Here is a 26,993-nt window from a genome sequence, read left to right on the forward strand (position 1 = left end):
CTTATTTTTTCAACCAATCTTGTTCACTTAATGACATTTTTTTAACCAATAAAGTACTCATTTTATCATAACCTAAATTATTTGGATGGTAGTGGTCCTGCGTTGTTATATATTGATTTAGTTCTTCATTTTTCCCTGAAGTTAGTGTTTCCGTCACCATTTTATTATTTAATGATCCACGATTGGCAGCTTCGGATTTCTTTTGTAATTTTTCACGCGATGCTTTGGTTTTATATTGACCAAACGTTAAGGTTCTAAATGTAGATACATAAAACACGCGACCATCTACAGATGCTAAATTTGCGTTTATATCATTATAAATTTTTACGTCATCATTTAAATCATTCCGGTTAGCTAAATAAACATACAATGGATTATAGTTACCAAATAAATAAATAGGCGCCTGTTTATTTTGTTTTTTTAGGTAATTAATCAAATTTGTTAAATTCTCAGTATAATCCGGCATTGCTTTTTCAACTTGCCTTGTAACAGCAGATTCAGACCTAGCTAATACTGCCTTAAATAAGGTTTGTTGCAGATCATTGCCACCAACTGTCAGAGTAATAACATCTGCATCTCCTATGTCTTTTTTTGCCTGCGAATTTGCTTTAATACGTGCTAAAATTTGATCGGAACGATCCCCAGCTTTTCCATAATTTGATGTATCAACTTTCACATTATATTTTTTTGAAATTTGCTTTGCAGCACGTTTCGTGTAACCTTGTTGTTTTGTTGTATCACCAACTCCTTCAGTTAATGAATCACCGACTGCAACAAAGTTAATGCTGTCTTTATTATCTGCATGTACGGTTGTTAACCCGATAAGAAAAAAAGCCAATAAACTGGTCAACACTAAATACATCCTTCTTGGCATAACAGGTGGCTCCTTTCTATCGTTCACTAATAATAACCTAATTAATAATTTTACCATATTTTAAGGCAACACGAAAAAAGCGAGATTTACACATCTCGCTAGTTCATACTAATATCACTTACTAATTTAACTGATAACTAAACCCAATTGCGCCATCACCAGTGTGTGTCGCAACAATCGGCGTGGTCTGTTGCAATACAATTTCTACCCCTGGAAAAAGCGTTCGTAATTGTTCGCCTAATGTTTCTCTTTCATCTGGAATACCGGCAGTTGAAATTCCAATTGCATGCACACCCTTTGGTGCTGATTGAAGTACTTCTATAATTTTTTGTATATAGGCTTTAGTTGATTTGGCACCACGACCCTTAGTCTCAACATTAATATTTCCCTCAACAACATGTGCACCGATGCGAATATTTAACATACCTGCTAACAAACCTGCTGTTTTTGACAAACGACCGCCAGCAACAAGATTGTCAAGTTTTGAGACAGTTAAATATTGTTCTGTTTTTTCTTTTACTGATTTAATTTCGGCCAATACTTCATCTCGCGAAGCACCATTAGCGGCCTTTTCAGCTGCTGCTAAAACAACCATACCAAGTGAGCGATCAATTAAACCAGAATCTATAATCGTTACATCTCCATCAACCATCATTGCAGCTTGACGTGCTGCATCTACAGAACCAGATAGCCCTTTCGTCAAGTGAATTGAAATAACAGATGAGCCATCAGCAACTAATGGTTCATAAATTTCTGTAAAAACACCTAATGCTGGTTGAGAAGTTTGTGGCAAACTTTTAGATGCCGCCATTTTGTCCATAAATTCAACTGGTGATATGGTAATACCATCTTGATAGGTTACACCATCAACCGTAATTGTTAGTGGAATAATTTTTATATCATATTTTTCAATCTCATGTGGTAATAACATTGCTGTTGAATCAGTAACAATTTTTACTTGGGCCATAATATTTAATTCCCCGTTTTCTTGTAATTCATTATGATTAATTATCGCATTTTTTTTGGAATTTTTCAATTAGCTGATATATAAAAACCGATAATCTGGTTTTTATAACTAAATGATATTCCTGCTACAAAAAAAGTTGCAGTATTCTATTCTAAAGATTACAACAACTTTCGTGACATTTCTTATAAGGAATCTGGGTCTCGTAGCCAAGCCAAAGCTAATGCACCCTTCCCTAAGTGTGCACCAATGACTGGTCCGATATAACTAAATTCGATACGCATATCTGGATATTCTTTTTGTAGCTTATCATGCCAAGCCTGTCCGGCCTCTTTATCATTTCCCTGAATAACCATTGCACGTAGCGGATAATCTGCTGCTTCTTTTGCTTGAGCAAATAAAATTTCTGCACGTTGCATTGCTTTCTTCATTGAACGCACTTTTTCAAATGGTACAATTTGATTTGTCTCATCGTCAAAAGTTAACAAAGGTTTAATCTTTAACATCGTCCCAATAAAAGCAGAAGCATTTGATAAACGACCACCTCGTACCAAATTTTGTAAATCATCGACAATAAAGCACTCATTAATTGTTGCTGAAAGTTCGTCCAAGATCTTGATGATGTTGTCGATGGACTCTCCTTTTTTAACTAATTGTGCTGCCTTCATTACTAGGTGTCCCATCAAACGGACCGTTATCTTTGAGTCGTACCCATAAACTTTAAAATCTTCTATCATGTTATCCAAGCCGGCAACTGTATTAACTGTTCCTGAAATTGTTGATGCTAAGTTAATAACAATTGCACCATCATAACCTTCTTGTTTTAGTGACTCAAATAATGATAACCAATCACCAATTGCTGGCTGAGAAGTTGTTGGGAATTCTGAAGCACTAGCTAATTTTTCGTAAAATTCTTCTGTTGTAATATCAATACCTTCATGATATGTTGTTCCATCAATAATTACTGGTAATGACATGACCTTAATATCATACTTATCAATTTCTTCTTGATCCAAATATGCTGTTGAATCAGTGACAACTGCAAGTTTCATCTTAATAAAATCCTTTCAAAGTCATTTGACGTGTAACGTACGCCTATTTTGTTCTTACGTAATTTTTGTGTATGTAATTAACTATTCTAAGAACTTATTCTTGTATATATAATGACTTAATCACCTGATATTAAATCATAACACAAATCAGTAATGTTTTCATTTCGATTAAATGATTCGCAGTCTAAAACGGTTTCGTCATTGATTTATTCAAACGATTTAACAAAATTTGCAACATACTAGTTTCTTCTTCAGACCATACTTTAAAAACATTTTCTTGAAAATATTGGTGTTTTTCATTAATTGCCACTAAAGTATCTGATCCAAGAATTGTCAGTTTATATATCAGTTGTCTATGATCTTTTCCAATGGCTTCGCTGGCTACCAACTCTTTTTTAACTAATGAGTGTAGTTGTCGCGATAAAGTTGAATTATCAAGACCCGTATCAACTGATAGTTTATCTTGCGTATCAATTTCATCATCTAAATGTTGTAAGAGCTGCCATTCTGCAATGGTTACGCCATTGTCCTTGGTAATTTTTGTTAAAGCCGTTTTATATTGTTTTTCAGTCTGCCGAAGCGCTTCAAGTATTGTTTTCATTTCAACCTCCACACGATTGCACGCTTGCCAATAACCACCAGTTTATAAATCATGATAGTCTAACAATTTTAGACCCATGAACATCATTTACGCCTAGAACAGCTGCTACCCGATAAGCATTCATATACGTCACACCGCCACCAGGCATGATTGTCAGTCCTTTTGGTGCCATTGCAATGATTTCATGTAAATGAGGAATTGTTTCTTCAATACCCGTATTTAATGCTCCTCCATGCGTCAAGACACGAACAACACCATACTGATAGAGCCATTGTAAAGCTTGTGACTGACAACTCACGTCAATCGCATCAAAAGCCATATGATAAACAACTTTCATTGGTTTCGCTGCCTCAAGCAGTTTTAACATATGATGACGGGCTAAACGACCTTTTTCATCAACCACACCAAAGGTAACCATTTTAACACCCAAACTTTTAAAAGTTAGAATAGATTGTCGCATCATTTCAATCTCGGAATAAGTATAATTGAAATCACCTGATCGGGGCCGAATCATCACAACTAAATCAACTTGAGATTTTTCAGCAAGCTGAACTGCCATTGCAACCGTCTTAGGGTCTGGTGTTAAGCCACCTAACTCAAGATTAGCATTTAACTCAACGCGATTTACCCCAGCAGAGATTGCAGCTTTCATTGTTGGTATATCAGCTAATGCAATTTCTTTTTCCATATATGATCCCTCCAATCTACTAACCCAGAACACAACTTACCAATTTTAAAAATGTGATGAAATTCTTTTTATACATAAGATACTAAAAAAGACAGATTAATACACGTTATTAACCTGACTTTAAAGTTTTTTTTAATTATTCTGTCGTAATTTCTGCACTAATTGTACCTCTGGGGTAACAGTCATCGTTGTTTGTCCTTCAAAAATGACAAAGCCTGGCTTAGAACCATTTGGCTTTCTCAAGCGTCCAACCGGTAAATAATCCACTGGAACGTTGGCCGATTCTCGTGCTTTTGAAAAATAAGCTGCTAACATAGCCCCTTCAAACAAAGTTTGCTCTGTTGGCTCATTATCGTGAATAATAACGTGTGAACCAGGAATATCTTTTGTATGCAACCAAATATCAGACTTTGCCGCAGTTTTCATCGATAATCGTTCATTCTGCAAATTATTTTTTCCTACTTCAATCAATGTACCATCAGTGGCATAGAATTTTTCAGGTTGACTAACCTTTGGCTTCTGTTTCTTTTTATGCTGTACCCGAAGATAACCTTCTTGTGTTAATTCCTCTCTGATTTCAGCAATATCTTTTGGTGAAGCAATGTCTATCTGTGCCAGTAGTGTTTCAAAGTAATCAACTTCCTGCTGTGCTAAAGCAATCTGTGAATGCAAATATTTTACTGAATTCTTTAACTTATTGTACTTTGTGAAATACTTTTGTGCATTCTGAGATGGGCCAATTTGGTTAGACAAGGTTATTTTCATTAACTTATTATCATCATAATAATTTGGTAATTCAATCTCTGTCATTCCACGTTGAATCTGAGACATATACGTGGTTAGCAACTCACCTTTTACACGATATTCGTCAGCATGGTCAGCATTTGCCAATTCATTTTTTTGTTTTTGAATTTTTTTCTTATTCTTTTTTAATTCATTACGAACGGTTCGCAAAACAATTACCGCTTGTTGCTGTACACGATCACGCTCGGATTTTTCTGCAAAATAAGCGTCTAAAAGTTCACTTAAAGAATGGTAAGGTGCCTTAATGCCATCAATCGTTACCCAATTAAATGGTGTAAAAGCTACCCCTTTATCCGTACTGATTAACTCTGGTTCTGGTGCGTTAAAATGGTTTAACCACGAAGTTGTAATTGCTAATGAATCACCAGATTGTTGTAAAACATGTGCCAACTCATTGGCAGAGTCACGGGCAAAGCCTTGGAAATGTTGTTGAATTTCCTTTGCCAAGTCATTAATTTTAGGATTATCTAAAATAATATTGGCCACCCCATCCAAGCTTTCAAATGGATTGATAACATTTTGCTTAGGCGGCAAAATATAAGTCCCTCCAGGCATCAAAGTTCGAACTCGATTTTGATCTGCAGGTACATGTTTAATTAAGTCAATAATGCGTTGCGTTGCCTCGTCTACTAAAAACAAGTTTGAATGACGCCCCATCATCTCTAAAATCAATGTTGTTTGCTCTTCATCACCAAGTTCATCGCGTCCTGACGTCACAAATCGAATAATGCGATCATTTTCAACTTGTTCAATTTTAATTAGTTTTGATCCTTCAAGATGCTTGCGTAGCATCATTGCAAAATTTGGTGCTGTCTGCGGATTGGTATATTTTATTCTTGAAATCTGGGCACGAGCAAATGCTGGATGGGCACTCAATAAAACTGGGAAATTTTGTCGATTATGTCGAATAATCAAAAAAATTTCATTCGCATATGGTTGATGAATTTTCATGATTCGTCCACCAGCTAATTTATCATTTAACTCATGCACCATGGCATGTGTAAAAAGTCCATCGAATGACATGTTATTTATCACTTTCCTTTCTGACTAAAGGTTTAGTAGAAATGCCTGCGCCTCTTTTTCGTCTTCGGCCAATTGATCAATTAGCTCCTGTACATTATTAAATTTCACCTCACCACGTAAGTAGTGGTGCCATTTAATTTGTACATTTTCACCATAGATAGCGCGACTAAAATTAAATAAGTTAATTTCAACTGTTTTAGGTCTATTTTCACCAAAAGTGACGTTATATCCAATTGAAGCCATACCTGGATACCAAGTTTGGTTAATTTTCATTTCTACGACATACACACCAACACCTGGTAATCTCTCACCTGGCGTCGTTTCAATATTGGCAGTTGGATATCCTAATTCTCGTCCTCTCGCCTCACCATGCACAATTAAACCTGTTGTTTCATACGGCCGCATCAATAGGTGCGTTAACTTATCTAAACGACCTTCATCAACCATCTTCCGTGCAGTAGTTGATGCACTCTCTTTTCCATCCACATTTACTTGCTGGACCTCAATCACATCAAAGCGACTTTGTGCATATTGATGTAAATATTTCATATCAGCATTTTTAGGACCATAAGTATGGTCGAATCCAGCAACAACAGCCTCAGCATGTAGTCCAAACATATATTGATCGACAAAATTCTGTGGCGCTAATTGTGCAAACTCAGATGTGAAGTTAACAACATAGGTTAAATCCACTCCGAGTTCGGCCAATAGATCCAACTTCTTGGGTAATCTAGTTAAATAAGTAAGTGGTTTATTATATGTTTTAAATACGATTGATGGGTGATGATCATATGTTAAAACAGCTAGCTTGATACCCCTTTTTTTTGCTTCCTCTGCAGCTCGTTTAATAACCATACGATGCCCAGCATGCACCCCATCAAAAAAACCCATTGCTAAAACAACTGGCTCTTTTTTTATTTGACTAGCCTCATATGGATGATGCAAATAAATAACTTCCATCAGTAAGCCCTTCTTCTCTTTTTTTGTGTATTAGTGTATTAATCATAACACATGTTATTATAAGAATATTTCACTCTATTGAAAAAGTACGATAAGTACGATATTGATTTTTATCAGGTCGCCAAGCAAAAACCGATTTCACATCGCCCTTATATGTCAAAACAATTTTTTCTGTAGTCGGTTCATGTAGACTTGCTGGTTGCCCAATCCCATGTTTTACCTTTTCCCATTGTTCATCATTTAATTCGACGTGGGGATATTGTGCGACTGCTGTTGCAAGTGGCATTAACCAGTCATCTAATGAACCTTTCCCCACCATGCGTTGCGCAATCTCATCTAAACGATGGGCTTGTGCAATATCATATCCTCCAGCACTAACTCTTGTTAACTGACTCATAACTGAAGGTACTTGTAACTGCCTACCTAAATCAACAGCAAGCGTTCTAATATATGTCCCCTTAGATACCTTAGCTAAAAATGAAAATGTTTGTGTGCCTTTTTTTTCATCAAACGTTGTTGCGGATGTCATTTTAAATTCATAAATTACTGCTTCACGTTTTGGTCGCTCAACAGTTTCACCAGCACGTGCATAATCATATAAACGACGCCCTTTAACTTTAACCGCAGAATACATTGGTGGAATTTGAGTAATATGTCCTGTCAACGCCTGCATTCCTTTATTTATTTCATCGACTGAGAATGGTTTAACAAGCTGCTGAGTTTGCACCACTTCTCCATCCATATCTTCTGTCGTTGTTGCAATACCAAGTGTGATTGACCCCGTATATATTTTCCCAGTTTCTTGCAAAAACTCAATCGTCTTTGTCGCTTTACCAAGTGCCACAGGCAAGACACCGTCAACATTAGGATCAAGCGTGCCAGCATGTCCAATCTTTTTCATTTTTAAAATCCGACGTAACTTAAAAACAACATCATGGGAAGTCATCCCTTTTTCTTTATAAATTGGTATAATTCCGTCCATACTTCTCACCTTCGATTTTTGTGTAATTATATGTATATAAAAAGGGCTTTTGTACCAAAATAAGCTGGTAAAAATGCCCTTTCATTAATTATTCTCATACCTATTCATAATAAGTATGATTAGTCTTGGTGTAATTGACGAATCAAATCATCAATTTTATTACCATATTGAACAGATTCATCTTTAACAAATTTTAACTCTGGTGTTTTATAGATACGCAAACGTGAACCTAATTCTTTACGAATTAATCCAGTTGCTGCATCAAGACCTTCTGCAGCTTTTTTGTTAACTGATGCTAATTCTGATAACACACTATAATAGATTTTGGCTTGTTGCAAATCTCCAGTGACTTCTACACCAGTAACTGTAACCCCCTCAATACGAGGATCACGAATTCGCTTTAACAATAAATCATTAATTTCTCGTTGAATTTCTTGTTCTAAGCGACCAACTCGAAAATTCTGTTGTGCCATATTAATTTTCTCCCATCAATATATACATTGTGAAATTAATTAGCGTGGAATTTCAACCATTTCATACGCTTCAATCATATCGCCAACTTTTTCGTCATTGTATTTTTCAATTGTTAGACCAAAGTCATAACCGTTCTTGACTTCCTTAACATCATCCTTATAACGACGTAATGAGCCAATCTTACCATCAAAAATAACGATACCATCACGGATTAGACGAACTGATGAATTACGCGTGATTTTACCTGACATTACCATACCACCGACAATTGTACCAACCTTTGATACCTTGAATAAATCACGAACTTCCGCAGTACCAACAACTTTTTCTTCAAACTCAGGATCTAATTGTCCCTTCATTGCAGCTTCAATTTCATCGATGGCATTGTAAATAACACTGTGCAAACGAATTTCAACCTTATCAGTATCAGCTTGTTGTTTTGCTTGTGGTGTTGGTCGTACATTAAATCCAACAATAATTGCACCAGATGCTTCTGCAAGTGTTACATCTGATTCGTTGATAGCGCCAACGGCTGTATGAATAATATCAACCTTAACACCCTCAACATCAATCTTACGGAATGAACCAGCTAATGCTTCAACAGAACCTTGAACATCTGCCTTAATAATAACAGGCACAGACTTCATTTGCTTCTCAGCCATCTTATTAAACAAGTCAGATACAGAAACAATATTATTACGATTACGTTCTGCAATCACGGCACGTTTTGCACGTTCCTCACCAGCAGCACGGGCCGTTTTTTCATCTTCAAAGACAACAAAACGATCACCAGCAGAAGGCACATCATTTAATCCCGTAATTTCCACAGGTGTAGATGGCAAAGCTTCTTTAACACGACGACCACGATCATTAGTCATCGTTCGAACACGTCCGTATGTATTACCTACAACAATTGGATCTCCAACATGCATTGTTCCTTGTTGAACCAATACAGTAGCAACAGTACCACGACCCTTATCTAATCGAGCTTCAACAACAGATCCTGCAGCTCTTTTGTTAGGATTTGCCTTTAATTCCAAAACATCAGCGGTCAAAAGAATCATTTCTAATAACTCATCGATATTTTGTCCGAACTTTGCAGAAATGTTAACGAAGATTGTGTCTCCACCATATTCTTCAGGTACTAATTCATATTGCATTAATTGATTGATAACATTTTCTGGATTAGCACCTGGCTTATCAATCTTATTAACAGCAACAATAATTGGTGTTTTTGCAGCCTTAGCGTGATTGATCGCCTCAATGGTTTGTGGCATAACACCATCGTCAGCCGCAACAACCAAAACAGTAATATCAGTAATATCTGCTCCGCGCGCACGCATTGCTGTAAACGCTGCGTGACCTGGTGTATCTAAGAAGGTTACAACACGATCATTTAACTTCGTCTGGTAGGCCCCGATATGTTGCGTGATACCACCAGCTTCACCCTCTGTAACGTGTGAATTACGTAGGTAGTCCAGCAAAGTTGTTTTACCATGATCAACGTGACCCATGATAGTGACAACTGGTGCACGTGGCTCCATGTTTTCGCTATCTTCATCTTCATCCTCAAAGAATTTATCCAAGTCAGCAATGTCCACTTCAACCTTTTGCTCAACATTAATACCATAATCAGCTGCTAATAGTTCAATCGTGTCAGCATCCAATGACTGGTTTTGATTAACCATAACACCCAACATGAACAACTTCTTAATAATTTCGGTTGCGTCACGGTGAATTAATTTAGCAATATCTTGAACATTCATACCAACAGAATATACTAGTGTTTCTGGTAGTGGCTGATCCTTACGCACTGTTGGTGCTGGACGATGTTCATTATTGTTACGATTACGTCCTGGGCCTTTCTTACCACGTCGATTATTACGGTTATTATTATTATTGTTATTATTAAAACGACGATTCTTATTTTGTGAATTACGAGTATTATTACGTCCAGAATTGCCTTCACTATTGCTTTGTTGCTGCGTCTTTTGCTTAGTGTGCTGTGGACGAGAAGGTTTAGTTTCTTCCTTCTTGTTATCCTTGTTATGGTTCACATTTTTTTTCGGTGCTTTTTGCTCAGCTGCTTGAGGCTTTGCTGAGTTATTATTTTTCTTTACGGCGTTAGTCAAGGTTTGAATTGCCTTATCATCTAATGTAGACATGTGATTTTTAACCGACATGTTTGCTTTATTGGCAATTGACACTAAATCCTTTGATGAAACATTCAAATCTTTCGCCAACTCATAAATTCGCTTGGTCATATAACTTCCTCCTAATTATCTAAGTATTCTCGCATTTTTTTAGCAAATCCTTGATCAGCTATTCCAATTACCGTTCGTGCTAATCCAGTTGCATCTGCCAACTCTTGTCGAGTTAATGCTGTCGAAAACGAAACTTTATAACTCGTTGTTTTATCTGTAAATTTTTTTTTGCTTGTTTGACCACCATCTGATGCAAAAAAAACTAAACTCACTTTGCCAGAACGAATTGCGTTCAGAACTAATGATTCACCAGTAACTAACTTACCTGCACGCCTAGCAAGGCCTAATAAGTTTAATAATTTTTGTTTATTTTGCATCGCCAAAAAGCTCCTTACGTGCTGCTTGATGATCAACATATGCAATCAACTCATCATAAAACTGTTCTTCAAGTTTTGTTTCAAATACTTTATCAAAGATACGCTTTTTCTTAGCGGTTTCTGCCACATCAACAGATAGAGAGATGTACGCACCACGCCCATTTGCTCGATTTGATGGATCTAAAATGACATTACCTTCTGGTGTTCGTACAATACGCACGAGTTCTTTTTTAGGTACCATTTCTCCGGTAACAATATCTTTACGCATTGGAATTTTACGTGGCTTCATATGCGACCTCCTATTCTTCTGAATTATCGTCTAATTCAACTTCTTCAATATTTTCTGCAACAGAACTAGCTGTTGATTGATTTTCTAATTCAGCGATAACTTCTTCACGTGCTGATTCTGGCTTGATGTCAATTTTAAATCCTGTCAAACGTGCAGCTAAACGTGCATTTTGACCTCGTTTACCGATAGCCAATGATAGTTGATAATCAGGTACCAAGACCGTTGCTGCGCGATCATTAGTTGGATCAAAAATCACTTCAACAACTTCTGCTGGATTCAATGAATTTTTAATAAATTCAGCTGGATCTTCTGTCCACTCAACAATATCCATGTTTTCACCTGATAATTCAGTAACAACAGATTGCACTCGTGCACCACGTTGACCAACCATCGTTCCAACAGCATCTAGATTTTCATTATGTGAATAAACAGCAATTTTTGAACGATCTCCTGCCTCGCGAGCAATAGACTTGATCTCAACGGTACCATCAAAAACTTCAGGTACTTCTGCTTCAAATAGTCGCTTAACCAAATCAGGATGAGTACGAGAGACAAACACTTGTGGACCTTTTTGCTCATTTTGTACTTGTGAAACCAAAACCTTAATCTTATCACCCATTTGATAATTTTCACTAGGCATCTGGTCATTTGGCTTCATCGCTGCCACTTGATTACCTGGCAAAATGATGTACAAGTAACGTGAGTCTTCTCTTTCAACTTCTCCAGTGATAATTTCATCTTCATAACCGACAAAGTTATCGTAGACAACACCACGTTCAGCTTCACGTACTTTTTGCATAATGATTTGCTTTGCTGTTTGTGCTGCTAAACGGCCAAAATCTTTTGGTGTGACTTCAAAACGAATTTCGTCACCAACTTCGTAAGCCTTATTTAGGTCTAAGGCCTCTTCTAAACTAATTTGTTCATATGGTTCTTCAATTTCATCTACGACTGTCTTAACCGCGTATACCTTAATACTACCCTTTTTTTTATCGAATTGAACTTCGACATTTTCAGATTCGTCATAGTTTTTTTCGTACGCTTTTTTTAAGGCCTCTTCCAGTGCTGCAATTAAAACTTCGGCTTTAATACCCTTTTCTTCTTCAAGTGCATCAAGGGCTGATACTAGTTCCTTACTCATTTTTTGTTTCTCCGTATTTTTAAAAATCATTTGATTGTCGTGCTTGTGCAACTGCACGACGTGGGATCAGCAATTCATCATTGGACTCATCAGTAATGATTAAATCTTCTGGTGTAAAATTATTTAATTCACCTAAAAATTCTTTGCGACCATCAATTTTTTGATAAGTTGAGATGTGCACTAACTTATGACGTGCCCATTCATAATCCTCTTCAGTAGTCAAAATACGATCTTGGCTGATAGATAAATTGGCTTTCTGAATATTATCTAAATCAATCTCAATCAACTGATGCTTTGTTTTTAATGCGACATCTACAGTCAATTTGTCATCTAAAAATGATACCAACTGGCCAGTAAATTTTTCTAACCCTGCAACTGGATTATTTAAAATCACCTCAATAAATTTTCCAACTGCCCAAACAAAGTTTCCTGGTTGCTGTAATTCTCGATCAGCACCTGGAGATGAAACATCAAGAAGATAAGCCTGTGGGAATGGATCAGGAGTAATCATATCTAGCTCATCGCTGATAACTTCAGTTAACATCACGAGATCATCCATATTAATTTCTCCATCAACACGGTCTACAAGTACCCGAAGAACAAAATCGCTGTCTTGTTTTTCATACAAAACATCCCAAAGATCAAAACCCTTTGTAGCCAATATAGGTTTTAAAATTGCTTGAACATTTTCTGTAACTTTTGCCATTCTAACCCTCCCTTCATGCATCAATATTCGCTCGATTTAATAAACTCCTTAAAAAAATGAGCGGCCGAGAAGAAATCCGGCCACTCAATTAAGAGCATATTCATTAACAAACCTTATAGTATCACGAATTTATCCTATAGGCAAGTAACTGCTCTTCATATTTTAACGCATCATGAAGTGATCAATGAATGTTTTTGCAACATTAAAATAGATAATAACGGATGTTAGGTCAGATAGTGTTGAAATGAATGGTCCAGATGCCACTGCGGGATCAACACCCACTTTATCCATAAGCAACGGAATAAATGCTCCGGCAACATTAGCTACCAAAATAGCAACACTCATTGCTAATCCAACGGCGATTCCCAATAACAGATTATTTTTCCAGATTAAGATAACTAGGAAAATAGTCACACCTGCAAGTACACCAATCATTACACCAATTAAAATTTCAATTAACAGTGATTTAAAGATTGACTTCTTTTCCTGTAAAGCAATGCGACGAACTGCAACCGCCAGTGATTGCGTACCTGCGTTTCCTGCCGTACCGGTTATTAAGGAAATAAAAACAGCTAGAATTGATGTCTCTGCTACTAAATAATTATAGCCATCAATCACTGATGCAGTTCCCATCCCCAAAAATATCAACCCAATTAACCAAGGTAAACGTTTCATTGCTGACTTAATTGGATTATCTTCTAAAGTGACAACGTCCACACCAGCCAGTCGTGAATAATCTTCTGCAGCTTCTTCGTCAATAACATCAACAATATCATCAACAGTAATCATTCCAACCATCTTTTGTTCGGCAACAACAGGAATTGCAACAAAGTTATAATCAGCCATAATTTTAGCCACTTCTTCTTGATCATCTGTAGGACTAACCGTAATCAGATTTGTGTCCATTACCTCAGCAACTTTTGCTGCATCTGGCCACACAATCAATGATTTCAGTGAGATAACCCCCACCAATACACCATTGTCATCTAAAATATAAATATAATTGATTTGCTCCGCTTCCTGGGCAGCTTGCTTAACCTCTACCATGGCCTGGCCAATTGATAGCTGTTGATTAATAGCGATGAACTCGGTACTCATCAGAGCTCCCGCAGTATCATCATCGTATTTCAAAAAGCGTTTGATTTCTTCAGCACTTTTTGGAGGCATTAATGACAAGTAAAGCGCTAATTGTTTACCGTCTAAGTCAGACATCAAATCAACCGCATTATCAGTGTACATTTCTGCTAGCATTTCTGCTGCATAATGAGGGGACATTTCAGATAATAGATCATTAAAATCGACATCTTCAGGATCAATCTCATCAAAAATATCCGCCAGTTCCACTGGTTTTAACCAGTCAATAATTTGATGTCTTAACTGCGCCGTTAATGAAACATAGAAGACCGCTTGATCAAATGTATGCAATTCATCAAAACCATTCAAAAAGGCATTTTTATCGTTATTTTCAATATATTGAACTAAATAATGGGCCTGTTCTGATAACTCATCACGCATTTCTTCCGTCAATTCCTGTAATGTTTCTTTCATTATTCACCACGCTATTTTTTATTTATCTAAGATTTACTCACCATATCTTCTGTAGAATTACCTGTTAAAATTTGCTTTAAGTCTTCAGGCAACGGGCTCTGAATGTGTCGCTTAATTTCACTAAAAGGATCATAGAATTCTAACGAATAGGCATGTAATGCTTGCCGCTCAATTCCTCGATCCATTGGGCCACCATATATTTCATCTCCAATTAATGGATGTCCTATATATTTAAAATGCACACGAATTTGATGTGTTCGCCCAGTATGTAACTGTACCTTTACTAATGTTTGATTCGACATCCGGTTTACAACCCAATATTCTGTTTGTGATGATCGCCCATCAGCACGTACCTCACGTCTAATAAAATCATTATCCATTCGACCAATTGGTGCATCAATAAAGCCATGATTGTCTGAGACAATGCCATCAACAATTGCATAATAACGCTTATCTACTGTGTGTGTTTGCAGTTGCTTATCTAAAAGGCCATGTGCAAAACGGTGCTTGGCTAGTAAGGCAACACCAGATGTAAATCTATCTAGTCGAGTCACAACATGTGGTACAAGATCTTCTGCCCCTTCTGAAATCAAATAACCTTTAACACGATTAACCATGGTTGTCTCTCGATCAGCTTTTCCAGGGACGGATGTTATGCCTGCCACCTTGTCTACCACTAACCAATTTTCATCTTCATACAAAATTTTAATCGGTAAGTCAGAAGCAGCCACAATTGCATTGGATTGTTCTGCTGGCATTTTCACCTCAACCAAATCACCTGGTGCAACATCATCTAGTGTTCTAACTGGTCTATGATTGAGTAGTACCTGGCCACCCCCACGTTTAATAATCGCAAACATACGATGTGAAACACCACGTTGTGCTAAAAATGTTTTTATACGTAATGTACTTTCACTTTGATTTTTCCAACTAAAATGAGCCACTTATCTCACCTCCGTTCCAATAAAGCTAGCCTGTACACGATGCCAAAAATGCATATGCCGGTATTCAGCAAATTGGATCTTTTGGTCAGCCACCTGGAAAGAAATCCAATCAATATTAGAAGATATTTTATTTAAATGATCATAACTAAACGTTACAGCAGAACCATCGTTTTCTAGTTGTACCTTAACGACCTCGTGACTACCAATGATCAAAGGAGAACCTAACGTACGAAAAACCCTGCTATTTATCGAAGCAATTTCAGCTAATTGAATTGCTTGTAAACTCGGATGCATGACTGCACCACCAATTGCTTTATTATAAGCTGTCGACCCAGTTGGTGTCGAAGCTGTCAAGCCATCTCCTCGGAATCGCTCAAACAATTCATTTTGAATATAAACATCAGCAACTAATGTACCAAGAGGGCGTTTGATAGCCGCCTCATTTAAGGCTAAAATATTTTCCTCATGTCCATCTGTGTAATGAATTTTAGCATGCAAGAGGGGATATTTAACTGTTTTAGCGGTTGTTTCTTGATTAACCAAACTCTCAACTAACTCATCTAATTCAAAATATTGCCAATCAGCATAAAATCCCAAATGTCCAGTATGCACACCAATAAAACGAATTTTATCTAATTGATCAGTATAATGATGAAAAGCCCCCAACAATGTCCCATCACCACCAACTGTAATGACTACTTCTGGATTTTCATTGTCAAATATGACTCGTCCTTCACTTCGAGCAATGAGTTTTTCTTTCAGTAAGGAAACTACTGCTCTAGAATGAGGTACATTATTACTATATACAGCGATCTTCATTTAGCAGCCTTCCTTTTACTTTTATAAATTACCGTTTGTTCCATTTTCTGATAAGCCATTGTGGAGTTCAGAAAACAATTCATCAACTTTGATGCTTAGGTCCGCAGCATTTTTTAACTTTTCTTGCATCTCTTCGGTATATTCACCATCATATTTATAATTAATGGCATGTTCAATTGTTGCCCATACATTCATTTGCATCGTTCGAACTTGAATTTCTGCTAGTACTTTCTTTTCACCAGTAACTAACTGAACAGGATACTCAATAACAATATGATACGAACGATACCCTGATGGCTTTTCATTCGTCACATAATCACGTTCTTCCAGAATAACCATATCTTTGCGTTTACGTAACAAGTCAACCACGCGATAAATATCCTCGGTAAACTGTGTCATGATTCGAACACCAGCTAAATCTTCCATATCTTGTTCAATACGATCTATGTTAATATGACGTCGAATAAGTTTTTCTTCAATAGCTGGGATAGTTTTCACCCTGCCAGTTACAAATTCAACTGGTGTTTGTATACTTTGTAATTCAAATTCTTGGCGCATGCCACGCAATTTAACCTTTAATTCATCAACAGTTTGAACATAAGGTTGCAGTAATTTTTCCCACTCATCATGTGTCATTTTTACTCCCCCAAAAATTTCATAAATCTCACTATTATTTGTGTCCTGCTATTAAAAAATCAAACTGACACGCTAAAATAACTAACCGCTGAGTATTTATAATAGGTTATACAAGCGGAATATTATCGTATTCGTTGTGAAAACTATATAATTAAGTCAGCTCATTATAACAAATAACACAATGCTTTAATTTTACAATTACTAAGTAATTCTTACCAGTGTTATTTAATAAATAATCAGTATTTGAAAACTTATATTATGCATTTTTTCACTAAAAGGGTTATCCTTAGTTCTGTTATAAAAAGAAAGAGCATATAGACACACTAGCAATGATAGCGTACTATTGATGGGTATGCATAAAAACGTTTTTTGGAGGTTGTCGCTTGTTATGTTAGAAGTGTACCACTTCGTCACTCCCCTCTCAGCTGAAAGTATAGCATCAGAGGAAATGATTACGAGTTATTTTGAAGAAATGAATCAATTTGTTTCCTACAAATTGATCCCAATTGTCACGATGCAATCAGTACGAGATACGTACCACGAATTAAAGCGTAGTTACAAAAATGTTGATTACGCAACCGTTGCAAATAATTTATCACAATTAGTATTAGATACAAAGGCTGTCCAATCTCAAGGAAGAAAGGCTGCCAGAGCATTTTATTTTAAAATGCAGACGAAATTATTAGCTAATAAAAGTTATTCTAAAAATTTAGTTTTGTCGACCATCGCTGAACTGAATTTAGATGAAAATATTTTTTTGGAAGATTATAATACGCTGTCAACTTTGAATGCTTTGAGAGATGATCAAAATATTGCGGCAAACATGGGGATTGTATCCTATCCTACCATGGTCGTATATAATTCAACCGAAAACAGATACGCCTTTCAAACAACAGATTTTTCATCTCAAGGTTTAGCACATGTCTTCAATTCGTCTATGAGTCAAAGAACGACCAATGCAACTCTTCATTTAGTTAACTACGAAGAAGGTACTAATTAAGAAAACCAAAAAGTAGATCGTAATAAACAATTTAAGTCAAATTGTTTTATTACGATCTACTTTTTTCTAAATTAAGTCAAATTGACACACATTCTACCTATCAAATTCAAATTTCAGTCCTGATACAGGCTGTAAATCACGCGTATAAAACTGCACAATAAACTTTTTAGTTTCTACTGAAAGAATTGCATATGTTCCCTTGAGATATGCATAAGGTCCCTTAGGTAGGGAAATCGACCCTGGATTAATAAATAACTTGCCATCAATCTGTTCAGCTCCCAACATATGTGTGTGACCTGAAGTAACAATATCTACATCTTTATGCGATGCTACTTCTCTCAACTGATTAAGAGAAATTTCAGTATGCACCAAGTGACCATGAGTTTGATAAATTTTAACAAATTCATCTTCATAGTTACGATCATCAGGAAACATCGGATCATCATCCATATTACCAATTACTGGAAGTAATGTATCAAAAAGTTCATCAGACCTTTGTAACTCCGAGTCACCGTTATAAAACATTGCACGAACTTTCCCCTTATAATGCGCAACAATGTCAGTTAAAATTTGTCGATCACCATGTGTATCAGATACAATCAAATAATCCATAATTAATCTCCCCACCAATCTTTAAATAATACAATAAATTGTCTTAAAGCATTTCCTCTGTGCGAAATACTGTTTTTTTCTGTGGCTGTTAATTCCGCAAAACTTTTATGCAATGGTTCATAATAGAACAACGGATCATATCCAAATCCATCGGTCCCTTGTTCTTCAAATAAAATACTACCATTAACTGAACCATCAGCCACAATTTTTTCTCCTGTTGGCTTCAATCCAACAATTACTGTATGAAATGTCGCTGTGCGATCTTGCTTTTTTACATTAGTCAATTCTGATAATAACTTTTTATTATTTGCGAGATCATCATGATCACCCGCATAACGTGCAGAATGGACACCAGGCGCACCATTCAAAGCATCAACACTCAGTCCAGAATCATCTGCTACAACCGGCAAGTGATAAGTTTCTGAAATTATCTTCGCTTTGATAGTCGCATTGTCTAAAAAAGTAGACCCATTTTCGTCAATCTCTGGTACATCTTCTAAATCGTTTAATGAAATAACTTCTACACCAAAAGGCGACAAAAATTCACGAAACTCACGTATTTTACCATTATTTTTTGATGCAAAAATTAATTTAGTCATCATTTTTTCTCCCCAAAAATTTTATTTTACAGATATTAGCTGTTCACCTACAATATCTACATGTTGTACATTTAAATTTGAAATCTGAAGCCAATTTTCTGCAAGACGATCAAAAATTTCCTGATCGCCAGTTGTAAAATATTTGTCCAAATTTCTTATCTGATGATTTGTACTCTCATGTCTAATTTCAAAATCATCCAAAATTTGTGCGACAACCTCAATTGTTGACGTTCCTGGATCAACCAGTTTTACTTGTTCTCCTACAGCTTCTTGTATAAACTTTGCCAACAAGGGAAAATGGGTACATCCTAAGACTAACGTATCAATTTCACTTGTTTTAATTGGTAATAAAACTTTTGTAACTATCTGGTTAACAGTTAATTCATTCTTTTCCGGTTGCTCTGCAATTTTGACTAAGGTTGGTGCGGCCAATTGCAAAACATGAAAATCAGAATTAATTTTCTTCAACCCATCATAGTAAGCCATGGAATTAACTGTTCCCTGCGTTGCAATAATACCAATATTATTTGACTCTGTTAACTGACTAGCCGCATCCACTCCTGGCTGGATAACACCAACAACTGGAATTGGTAAGTATTTAATCAAATCATCCAAAGTAGCTGCAGTAGCTGTATTGCAGGCAATAACTAATAGTTTAATTTCTTTTTCCATTAAAAAATCTACCAATTGCCAGGTGAATTTTCTAACTTCATTTGATGATCTTGGCCCATACGGCATTCGTGCAGTATCGCCAATATAATAGACCTGCTCATCTGGTAATTGTTTGAGAGCTTGTTTGACGACGGACAAACCACCTATACCTGAATCTAAATATCCGATTGCACGATTATCCATATTTTTCACTTCTTTCAAAAAGTTATTTTAGATTATAAAATTTCTAAATACTTCAATAATATCTACTTATCATTTAGCATATAAGCTACCAGGTCAGACGGTGTTTCAAAAATCATATCTGCCTGATTGTTAAAGACAGATTGATCACGAACTCCCCAAGCAGCCATGCCAAACTTAATACCCGCATTATGTGCTGCTTGCATATCATGAACAGAATCACCAATATACATTGCTGTTACTTTATCTGCTTCCAAATTATCCAATGATTTTAAAATTGGATCGGCTGCAGGTTTCATATGAGGTGTCTGTCCTGCAAATACAAAGTCATCAAAATATTTTTTGAAATCAAAATCATTACTATGACTAGCAAATTCTTCTGGTGTATTTGAAGTCACTATGCCAAGCTTCTTATCACCTAATTTAAGTTTCGAAAGCATCTCAGTAATACCATCAAATAATTTAACCTCATGCCAAAAATCGTGATAATGGCTTTGCCAAGCTAATTGCATTTCTTCTGGATTTTCCACACCCATTCTAATTAATCCATCTAATGATGGTAATCCAAAAATTTTATACACTTCCTCGTAAGATTTTTCAATCCCACGATCACGAAATGTTTGAATAAGTGACTGCATATACATACTTTCTGTACTTAATAACGTACCATCAACATCAAAGATAACCGTATTCATAATTTTCCCCTAAAAATATTTATACAGTATAGTATATAACACTCACAAATTTCATGCATCAACCTAAACATTGAAAATTATTAATGACAGATTAATTGGCAGATAGACATGACTGTTTTTTACGATATATTTGAGACCAATTTATGATGACATAGGAAGGTGTATACATAAAAAACTCCGATAAACACTTGGTAATCAATGTTTATCGGAGTTTTATCAAAGCGGACGACGGGAATCGAACCCGCATTCCCAGCTTGGAAGGCTGGAGCACTAGCCATTGTACTACATCCGCATTATGCTAATCGCGGCGGGGGGAATCGAACCCTCGACCTCCCGGGTATGAACCGGACGCTCTAGCCAGCTGAGCTACACCGCGAATAAATATCGGGACGACAGGATTCGAACCTGCGACCCCCTGGTCCCAAACCAGGTGCTCTACCAAACTGAGCTACGTCCCGAAATAATAACAAATATTAATTTGTTAAATGCACCTAGAAGGATTCGAACCTTCAACCTTCTGATTCGTAGTCAGACACTCTATCCAGTTGCGCTATAGGTGCAATTTCCATATTAGTAATATGGGTCGTCTGGGGCTCGAACCCAGGACCCATGGATTAAAAGTCCACTGCTCTGCCAACTGAGCTAACGACCCAATGGACGTTACAGGGATCGAACCTGTGACCCCCTGCTTGTAAGGCAGGTGCTCTCCCAGCTGAGCTAAACGTCCATTATAATGCATCGCGATGTCCTATCCTCGCAGGAGGCGATCCTCCAACTACTTTTGGCGCTACTGAGCTTAACTACTGTGTTCGGTATGGGAACAGGTGTGACCTCAGTGCCATCATCACGACACGTTTTTTATTGAGTGAACTTAGTTCCCTCAAAACTGAATCATAATTGCGTTTTTCTTGCCTTACACCACTTGCTACTTGGTTAAGTCCTCGAACCATTAGTACTAGTCCGCTCCATGCGTCACCGCACGTCCACTTCTAGCCTATCTACCTCATCATCTCTGAGGGGTCTTACTTCATTTCTGAATGGGAAATCTCATCTCGAGGCGAGTTTCACACTTAGATGCTTTCAGCGTTTATCTCATCCGTACATAGCTACTCAGCGATGCTCCTGGCGGAACAACTGATACACCAGTGGTACGTCCACCCCGGTCCTCTCGTACTAAGGGCAGCTCCTCTCAAATTTCCTACGCCCGCGACGGATAGGGACCGAACTGTCTCACGACGTTCTGAACCCAGCTCGCGTACCGCTTTAATGGGCGAACAGCCCAACCCTTGGGACCGACTACAGCCCCAGGATGCGATGAGCCGACATCGAGGTGCCAAACCTCCCCGTCGATGTGGACTCTTGGGGGAGATAAGCCTGTTATCCCCAGGGTAGCTTTTGTCCGTTGAGCGATGGCCCTTCCATGCGGAACCACCGGATCACTAAGCCCTACTTTCGTACCTGCTCGACTGGTAAGTCTCACAGTCAAGCTCCCTTGTGCCTTTACACTCTGCGAATGATTTCCAACCATTCTGAGGGAACCTTTGGGCGCCTCCGTTACCTTTTAGGAGGCGACCGCCCCAGTCAAACTGCCTGCCAGACACTGTCTTCCACCACGCTTAGTGGTGTGAGTTAGAGTGTTCATACAACGAGGGTAGTATCCCACGTTTGCCTCCATCGAAACTAGCGTCCCGATTTCTACGGCTCCTACCTATGCTGTACAAGCTGCACAAACACTCAATATCAAGCTACAGTAAAGCTCCATGGGGTCTTTCCGTCCTGTCGCGGGTAACCCGCATCTTCACGGGTCTTTAAATTTCACCGAGTCTCTCGTTGAGACAGCGCCCAGATCGTTACGCCTTTCGTGCGGGTCGGAACTTACCCGACAAGGAATTTCGCTACCTTAGGACCGTTATAGTTACGGCCGCCGTTTACTGGGGCTTCAATTCGTACCTTCGCCGAAGCTAAGCACTCCTTTTAACCTTCCAGCACCGGGCAGGCGTCAGCCCCTATACGTCATCTTACGATTTTGCAGAAACCTGTGTTTTTGATAAACAGTCGCCTGGGCCTATTCACTGCGGCTCAGCTTGCGCTGAGCACCCCTTCTCCCGAAGTTACGGGGTCATTTTGCCGAGTTCCTTAACGAGAGTTCACTCGCTCACCTTAGGATGCTCTCCTCGACTACCTGTGTCGGTTTGCGGTACGGGCAGGTAAACACTAACTAGAAGCTTTTCTCGGCAGCGTGACATCACAGACTTCCCTACTTTATTTCGGTCCCCATCACAACTTGTCCGTATAAGTGCAAGCATTTGACTCACACTAAGACTTGTTGCTTGGCCCAGCATTTCCAGCCGCTGGGTTCTGTTAGCCTTCTGCGTCCCTCCATCGTTCAAACATGTTCACCTGGTACAGGAATCTCAACCTGTTAGCCATCGACTACGCCTTTCGGCCTCGCCTTAGGTCCCGACTAACCCTGGGAGGACGAGCCTTCCCCAGGAAACCTTAGTCATACGGTGGACAGGATTCTCACCTGTCTTTCGCTACTCATACCGGCATTCTCACTTCTAAGCGCTCCACCAGTCCTCACGGTCTGACTTCATTGCCCTTAGAACGCTCTCCTATCGCGCCACTGATGTGGCACCCGTAGTTTCGGTGGTGTGTTTAGCCCCGGTACATTTTCGGCGCAGAATCACTCGACTAGTGAGCTATTACGCACTCTTTAAATGGTGGCTGCTTCTGAGCCAACATCCTAGTTGTCTATGCAACTTCACATCCTTTTCCACTTAACACACACTTAGGGACCTTAACTGACGATCTGGGCTGTTCCCCTTTCGACAATGGATCTTATCACTCACTGTCTGACTCCCGGACATACGTGATTGGCATTCGGAGTTTATCTTAATTTAGTAACCCGAGATGGGCCCCGCACCAAAACAGTGCTCTACCTCCAACACGCTATCTTCCGAGGCTAGCCCTAAAGCTATTTCGGAGAGAACCAGCTATCTCCAAGTTCGATTGGAATTTCACCGCTACCCACACCTCATCCCAACATTTTTCAACATGTACGGGTTCGGGCCTCCAGTGCGTTTTACCGCACCTTCACCCTGGACATGGGTAGGTCACCTGGTTTCGGGTCTACAACAACATACTAAAACGCCCATTTCAGACTCGCTTTCGCTACGGCTCCGGTCTTTCCACCTTAACCTTGCATGGTATCGTAACTCGCCGGTTCATTCTACAAAAGGCACGCTATCACCCATTAACGGGCTCTAACTTGTTGTAGGCACATGGTTTCAGGAACTTTTTCACTCCCCTTCCGGGGTGCTTTTCACCTTTCCCTCACGGTACTGGTTCACTATCGGTCACTAGGGAGTATTTAGCCTTACGAGATGGTCCTCGCAGTTTCCGACCGGATTTCACGTGTCCGGCCGTACTCAGGATCCTACACGGGAGTTTGCTTACTTTCGCATACGGGGCTATCACCCTGTTTCGCTCAGCTTCCCAGCTGATTCTGCTAATAAACAAATTTGTAACTCCACAACGGTAGTCCTACAACCCCAGAGTGCAAGCACTCTGGTTTGGGCTCCTCCGCGTTCGCTCGCCGCTACTGACGGAATCGATTTTTCTTTCTTCTCCTGTTGCTAATGAGATGTTTCAGTTCACAACGTCTACCTTCGTTTAACTATGTATTCATTAAACGATAACTTGCATCACAAGTTGGGTTCCCCCATTCGGAAATCCCCGGATCACAGCTTACTTACAGCTCCCCGAGGCATATCGGTGTTAGTCCCGTCCTTCATCGGCTCCTAGTGCCAAGGCATTCACCATGCGCCCTTAATAACTTAACCGATCAACTTTCGTTGATGATTTCGTTTGAGTATTGTGACTCAATGGTCACAAGCGATTTTAAACTTATTTAAAAAACTCAAAAAATTACGCGGTGTATTTTTTCGGCTCAATTTAATTGATTTGATCAATTATAATGAATTTAAAAATTTACAATTATGATTCAGTTTTCAAAGAACTAATTAACAACCAGATGGTTGTTATGGAGAATATCGGGTTCGAACCGATGACCCCCTGCTTGCAAAGCAGGTGCTCTCCCAGCTGAGCTAATTCCCCATGTTTGAATGTTAACCACTCAAAACTAAATATCGTTTCGTTGAATGTGTAGGTTTCCGATTTTCCTTAGAAAGGAGGTGATCCAGCCGCAGGTTCTCCTACGGCTACCTTGTTACGACTTCACCCTAATCATCTGTCCCACCTTAGACGGCTGGCTCCTAAAAGGTTACCCCACCGGCTTTGGGTGTTACAAACTCTCATGGTGTGACGGGCGGTGTGTACAAGACCCGGGAACGTATTCACCGCGGCGTGCTGATCCGCGATTACTAGCGATTCCGACTTCATGTAGGCGAGTTGCAGCCTACAATCCGAACTGAGACATACTTTAAGAGATTAGCGCACCCTCGCGGGTTGGCGACTCGTTGTATATGCCATTGTAGCACGTGTGTAGCCCAGGTCATAAGGGGCATGATGATTTGACGTCATCCCCACCTTCCTCCGGTTTGTCACCGGCAGTCTCACTAGAGTGCCCAACTGAATGCTGGCAACTAATAATAAGGGTTGCGCTCGTTGCGGGACTTAACCCAACATCTCACGACACGAGCTGACGACAACCATGCACCACCTGTCACCTTGTCCCCGAAGGGAACATCCTATTTCTAGGATTGGCAAGGGATGTCAAGACCTGGTAAGGTTCTTCGCGTTGCTTCGAATTAAACCACATGCTCCACCGCTTGTGCGGGTCCCCGTCAATTCCTTTGAGTTTCAACCTTGCGGTCGTACTCCCCAGGCGGAGTGCTTAATGCGTTAGCTGCGACACTCAAGGGCGGAAACCCTCGAACATCTAGCACTCATCGTTTACGGTGTGGACTACCAGGGTATCTAATCCTGTTTGCTACCCACACTTTCGAGCCTCAACGTCAGTTACAGTCCAGAAAGCCGCCTTCGCCACTGGTGTTCTTCCATATATCTACGCATTTCACCGCTACACATGGAGTTCCACTTTCCTCTACTGCACTCAAGTCATCCAGTTTCCAAAGCCATTCCTCAGTTGAGCTGAGGGCTTTCACTTCAGACTTAAATAACCGTCTGCGCTCGCTTTACGCCCAATAAATCCGGATAACGCTTGGAACATACGTATTACCGCGGCTGCTGGCACGTATTTAGCCGTTCCTTTCTGGTAAGATACCGTCACACACTGAACAGTTACTCTCAGTGCCGTTCTTCTCTTATAACAGTGTTTTACGAGCCGAAACCCTTCATCACACACGCGGCGTTGCTCCATCAGGCTTGCGCCCATTGTGGAAGATTCCCTACTGCTGCCTCCCGTAGGAGTATGGGCCGTGTCTCAGTCCCATTGTGGCCGATCAGTCTCTCAACTCGGCTATGCATCATTGCCTTGGTAAGCCGTTACCTTACCAACTAGCTAATGCACCGCGGGTCCATCTCTTAGTGATAGCAGAACCATCTTTCAACCAACAACCATGCGGTTGTTGGTATTATACGGTATTAGCACTTGTTTCCAAATGTTATCCCCTGCTAAGAGGTAGGTTACCCACGTGTTACTCACCCGTTCGCCACTCTTTGTCAGATAAAATCAAATCAGAGCAAGCTCTTCATATCAGTTAAAGACAAAGCGTTCGACTTGCATGTATTAGGCACGCCGCCAGCGTTCATCCTGAGCCAGGATCAAACTCTCATTTTAAAAGTTTGAGTATAACTCAATTGTTGTTATTTGTTTAACAGAAGTTAAACGAATTTATTAGCGAATTGACTTCGCAAATGTTTTTGTATCAAGTAAATTACTTGATGACCCTACACATTTGTTTCATCGAAACGATATTCAGTTTTCAATGATCAACGGTTGTTGTCTCGCTGACAACTTAATCTATATTACAGACTTAAGATTGATTTGTCAATAACTTTTTTATTTAAATTTATTAAAACTATATTTTAAATAATATAAGCGACAACTTGATAAATAATACACATATTTTTAAGAAAAGTCAATAAAATTTTAGATTATAAATTAATTACTAAATTAAATATTAGCGCGTCCTAAAAACAGTGCTTTATTAATATACTGCTAA

At 38.8% G+C, this 26,993-nt stretch carries 23 protein-coding genes, 7 tRNA genes and 3 rRNA genes; 1 reads left to right on the forward strand and 32 read right to left on the reverse strand.

The window, feature by feature from the left end; translation table 11 throughout:
* Window position 1 precedes the first annotated feature (1 nt).
* The 18 genes from ACQ4QH_RS05800 to ACQ4QH_RS05885 form a co-directional block, all read right to left on the reverse strand.
* A complete protein-coding gene (locus ACQ4QH_RS05800; protein ID WP_439818127.1) occupies window positions 2-874 on the reverse strand; it encodes a GDSL-type esterase/lipase family protein in 873 nt (290 codons plus the stop codon).
* 121 nt (window positions 875-995) lie between these two features.
* Window positions 996-1,841, reverse strand: a complete 846-nt coding sequence (locus tag ACQ4QH_RS05805; protein ID WP_439818128.1) for a DegV family protein — start codon at window positions 1,839-1,841, stop codon at window positions 996-998.
* A 182-nt stretch (window positions 1,842-2,023) separates the two neighbouring features.
* The gene (locus ACQ4QH_RS05810) at window positions 2,024-2,890 is read right to left on the reverse strand and encodes a DegV family protein (RefSeq protein WP_439818129.1); all 867 of its coding nucleotides are present in this window, start codon (window positions 2,888-2,890) and stop codon (window positions 2,024-2,026) included.
* A 184-nt stretch (window positions 2,891-3,074) separates the two neighbouring features.
* Entirely contained in the window at window positions 3,075-3,491 is a 417-nt protein-coding gene (locus tag ACQ4QH_RS05815) for a MarR family winged helix-turn-helix transcriptional regulator (RefSeq protein WP_439818130.1), read from the reverse strand.
* 49 nt (window positions 3,492-3,540) lie between these two features.
* Window positions 3,541-4,179, reverse strand: coding sequence for a copper homeostasis protein CutC (locus tag ACQ4QH_RS05820; protein WP_439818131.1), 639 nt, complete (start codon window positions 4,177-4,179; stop codon window positions 3,541-3,543).
* Window positions 4,180-4,311: 132 nt separating this feature from the next.
* Window positions 4,312-6,006 (reverse strand): NFACT RNA binding domain-containing protein, encoded by a 1,695-nt coding sequence (locus ACQ4QH_RS05825; RefSeq protein ID WP_439818132.1) that lies wholly within the window; start codon window positions 6,004-6,006, stop codon window positions 4,312-4,314.
* 24 nt (window positions 6,007-6,030) lie between these two features.
* Window positions 6,031-6,966 (reverse strand): riboflavin biosynthesis protein RibF, encoded by a 936-nt coding sequence (gene ribF, locus ACQ4QH_RS05830; protein WP_439818133.1) that lies wholly within the window; start codon window positions 6,964-6,966, stop codon window positions 6,031-6,033.
* 70 nt (window positions 6,967-7,036) lie between these two features.
* The gene (gene truB / locus ACQ4QH_RS05835) at window positions 7,037-7,948 is read right to left on the reverse strand and encodes a tRNA pseudouridine(55) synthase TruB (RefSeq protein WP_439818134.1); all 912 of its coding nucleotides are present in this window, start codon (window positions 7,946-7,948) and stop codon (window positions 7,037-7,039) included.
* A gap of 119 nt (window positions 7,949-8,067) precedes the next feature.
* Complete coding sequence (gene rbfA / locus ACQ4QH_RS05840; RefSeq protein WP_439818135.1) at window positions 8,068-8,421, reverse strand: 30S ribosome-binding factor RbfA; 354 nt, start codon at window positions 8,419-8,421, stop codon at window positions 8,068-8,070.
* Between the two features lie 39 nt (window positions 8,422-8,460).
* Window positions 8,461-10,686, reverse strand: a complete 2,226-nt coding sequence (gene infB / locus ACQ4QH_RS05845) for a translation initiation factor IF-2 (protein ID WP_439818136.1) — start codon at window positions 10,684-10,686, stop codon at window positions 8,461-8,463.
* 11 nt (window positions 10,687-10,697) lie between these two features.
* Entirely contained in the window at window positions 10,698-11,003 is a 306-nt protein-coding gene (locus tag ACQ4QH_RS05850) for a YlxQ-related RNA-binding protein (RefSeq protein WP_439818137.1), read from the reverse strand.
* Window positions 10,993-11,292, reverse strand: a complete 300-nt coding sequence (gene rnpM / locus ACQ4QH_RS05855; protein ID WP_002826984.1) for an RNase P modulator RnpM — start codon at window positions 11,290-11,292, stop codon at window positions 10,993-10,995. Before rnpM ends, ACQ4QH_RS05850 begins: the two co-directional genes overlap by 11 nt.
* A gap of 10 nt (window positions 11,293-11,302) precedes the next feature.
* On the reverse strand, window positions 11,303-12,433 hold the full coding sequence (nusA, locus tag ACQ4QH_RS05860) for a transcription termination factor NusA (protein ID WP_439818138.1): 1,131 nt from the start codon (window positions 12,431-12,433) through the stop codon (window positions 11,303-11,305).
* A 19-nt stretch (window positions 12,434-12,452) separates the two neighbouring features.
* Window positions 12,453-13,139 carry a ribosome maturation factor gene (locus ACQ4QH_RS05865; protein WP_439818139.1) on the reverse strand — a complete coding sequence of 229 codons (687 nt, stop codon included), beginning with the start codon at window positions 13,137-13,139 and terminating at the stop codon, window positions 12,453-12,455.
* A gap of 162 nt (window positions 13,140-13,301) precedes the next feature.
* A complete protein-coding gene (mgtE, locus tag ACQ4QH_RS05870) occupies window positions 13,302-14,687 on the reverse strand; it encodes a magnesium transporter (RefSeq protein WP_439818140.1) in 1,386 nt (461 codons plus the stop codon).
* A 26-nt stretch (window positions 14,688-14,713) separates the two neighbouring features.
* Window positions 14,714-15,631, reverse strand: a complete 918-nt coding sequence (locus tag ACQ4QH_RS05875) for an RluA family pseudouridine synthase (protein ID WP_439818141.1) — start codon at window positions 15,629-15,631, stop codon at window positions 14,714-14,716.
* On the reverse strand, window positions 15,632-16,450 hold the full coding sequence (locus ACQ4QH_RS05880; RefSeq protein ID WP_002826979.1) for an NAD kinase: 819 nt from the start codon (window positions 16,448-16,450) through the stop codon (window positions 15,632-15,634).
* A gap of 21 nt (window positions 16,451-16,471) precedes the next feature.
* Complete coding sequence (locus ACQ4QH_RS05885) at window positions 16,472-17,086, reverse strand: GTP pyrophosphokinase (RefSeq protein ID WP_439818142.1); 615 nt, start codon at window positions 17,084-17,086, stop codon at window positions 16,472-16,474.
* Between the two features lie 388 nt (window positions 17,087-17,474).
* Here ACQ4QH_RS05885 and ACQ4QH_RS05890 point away from each other — a divergent pair, with 388 nt between their 5' ends.
* Window positions 17,475-18,086 (forward strand): DsbA family protein, encoded by a 612-nt coding sequence (locus ACQ4QH_RS05890; protein ID WP_439818143.1) that lies wholly within the window; start codon window positions 17,475-17,477, stop codon window positions 18,084-18,086.
* 93 nt (window positions 18,087-18,179) lie between these two features.
* On the opposite strand, the gene ACQ4QH_RS05895 is transcribed toward ACQ4QH_RS05890, so the two are convergent.
* The 14 genes from ACQ4QH_RS05895 to ACQ4QH_RS05960 all read right to left on the reverse strand — a co-directional run bounded on the left by ACQ4QH_RS05895 (window position 18,180) and on the right by ACQ4QH_RS05960 (window position 26,608).
* On the reverse strand, window positions 18,180-18,698 hold the full coding sequence (locus tag ACQ4QH_RS05895) for a YfcE family phosphodiesterase (RefSeq protein ID WP_439818144.1): 519 nt from the start codon (window positions 18,696-18,698) through the stop codon (window positions 18,180-18,182).
* 2 nt (window positions 18,699-18,700) lie between these two features.
* Window positions 18,701-19,297 (reverse strand): XTP/dITP diphosphatase, encoded by a 597-nt coding sequence (locus tag ACQ4QH_RS05900; RefSeq protein ID WP_439819512.1) that lies wholly within the window; start codon window positions 19,295-19,297, stop codon window positions 18,701-18,703.
* Between the two features lie 21 nt (window positions 19,298-19,318).
* Window positions 19,319-20,152 (reverse strand): glutamate racemase, encoded by an 834-nt coding sequence (gene murI / locus ACQ4QH_RS05905; RefSeq protein ID WP_439818145.1) that lies wholly within the window; start codon window positions 20,150-20,152, stop codon window positions 19,319-19,321.
* 62 nt (window positions 20,153-20,214) lie between these two features.
* The gene (locus tag ACQ4QH_RS05910; protein WP_439818146.1) at window positions 20,215-20,844 is read right to left on the reverse strand and encodes an HAD family hydrolase; all 630 of its coding nucleotides are present in this window, start codon (window positions 20,842-20,844) and stop codon (window positions 20,215-20,217) included.
* 220 nt (window positions 20,845-21,064) lie between these two features.
* Window positions 21,065-21,136 (reverse strand) — tRNA-Gly (locus ACQ4QH_RS05915).
* A gap of 10 nt (window positions 21,137-21,146) precedes the next feature.
* Window positions 21,147-21,220: transfer RNA gene (locus ACQ4QH_RS05920), tRNA-Met, on the reverse strand.
* 8 nt (window positions 21,221-21,228) lie between these two features.
* Window positions 21,229-21,302, reverse strand: a tRNA-Pro gene (locus tag ACQ4QH_RS05925).
* Between the two features lie 28 nt (window positions 21,303-21,330).
* A tRNA-Arg gene (locus tag ACQ4QH_RS05930) sits at window positions 21,331-21,404 on the reverse strand.
* A 19-nt stretch (window positions 21,405-21,423) separates the two neighbouring features.
* A tRNA-Lys gene (locus ACQ4QH_RS05935) sits at window positions 21,424-21,496 on the reverse strand.
* 2 nt (window positions 21,497-21,498) lie between these two features.
* Window positions 21,499-21,571, reverse strand: a tRNA-Val gene (locus ACQ4QH_RS05940).
* An 8-nt stretch (window positions 21,572-21,579) separates the two neighbouring features.
* Window positions 21,580-21,696, reverse strand: a 5S ribosomal RNA gene (rrf, locus tag ACQ4QH_RS05945).
* Window positions 21,697-21,773: 77 nt separating this feature from the next.
* A 23S ribosomal RNA gene (locus ACQ4QH_RS05950) occupies window positions 21,774-24,689 on the reverse strand.
* Between the two features lie 201 nt (window positions 24,690-24,890).
* A tRNA-Ala gene (locus ACQ4QH_RS05955) sits at window positions 24,891-24,963 on the reverse strand.
* A 70-nt stretch (window positions 24,964-25,033) separates the two neighbouring features.
* Window positions 25,034-26,608 (reverse strand): 16S ribosomal RNA (locus ACQ4QH_RS05960).
* Together the 16S, 23S and 5S rRNA genes with 7 tRNA genes alongside form the textbook arrangement of a ribosomal RNA operon.
* Window positions 26,609-26,993: the final 385 nt, after the last annotated feature.

Origin of the sequence: Weissella paramesenteroides (assembly GCF_051903945.1) — a bacterium.
GTDB lineage: Bacteria > Bacillota > Bacilli > Lactobacillales > Lactobacillaceae > Weissella > Weissella paramesenteroides_A.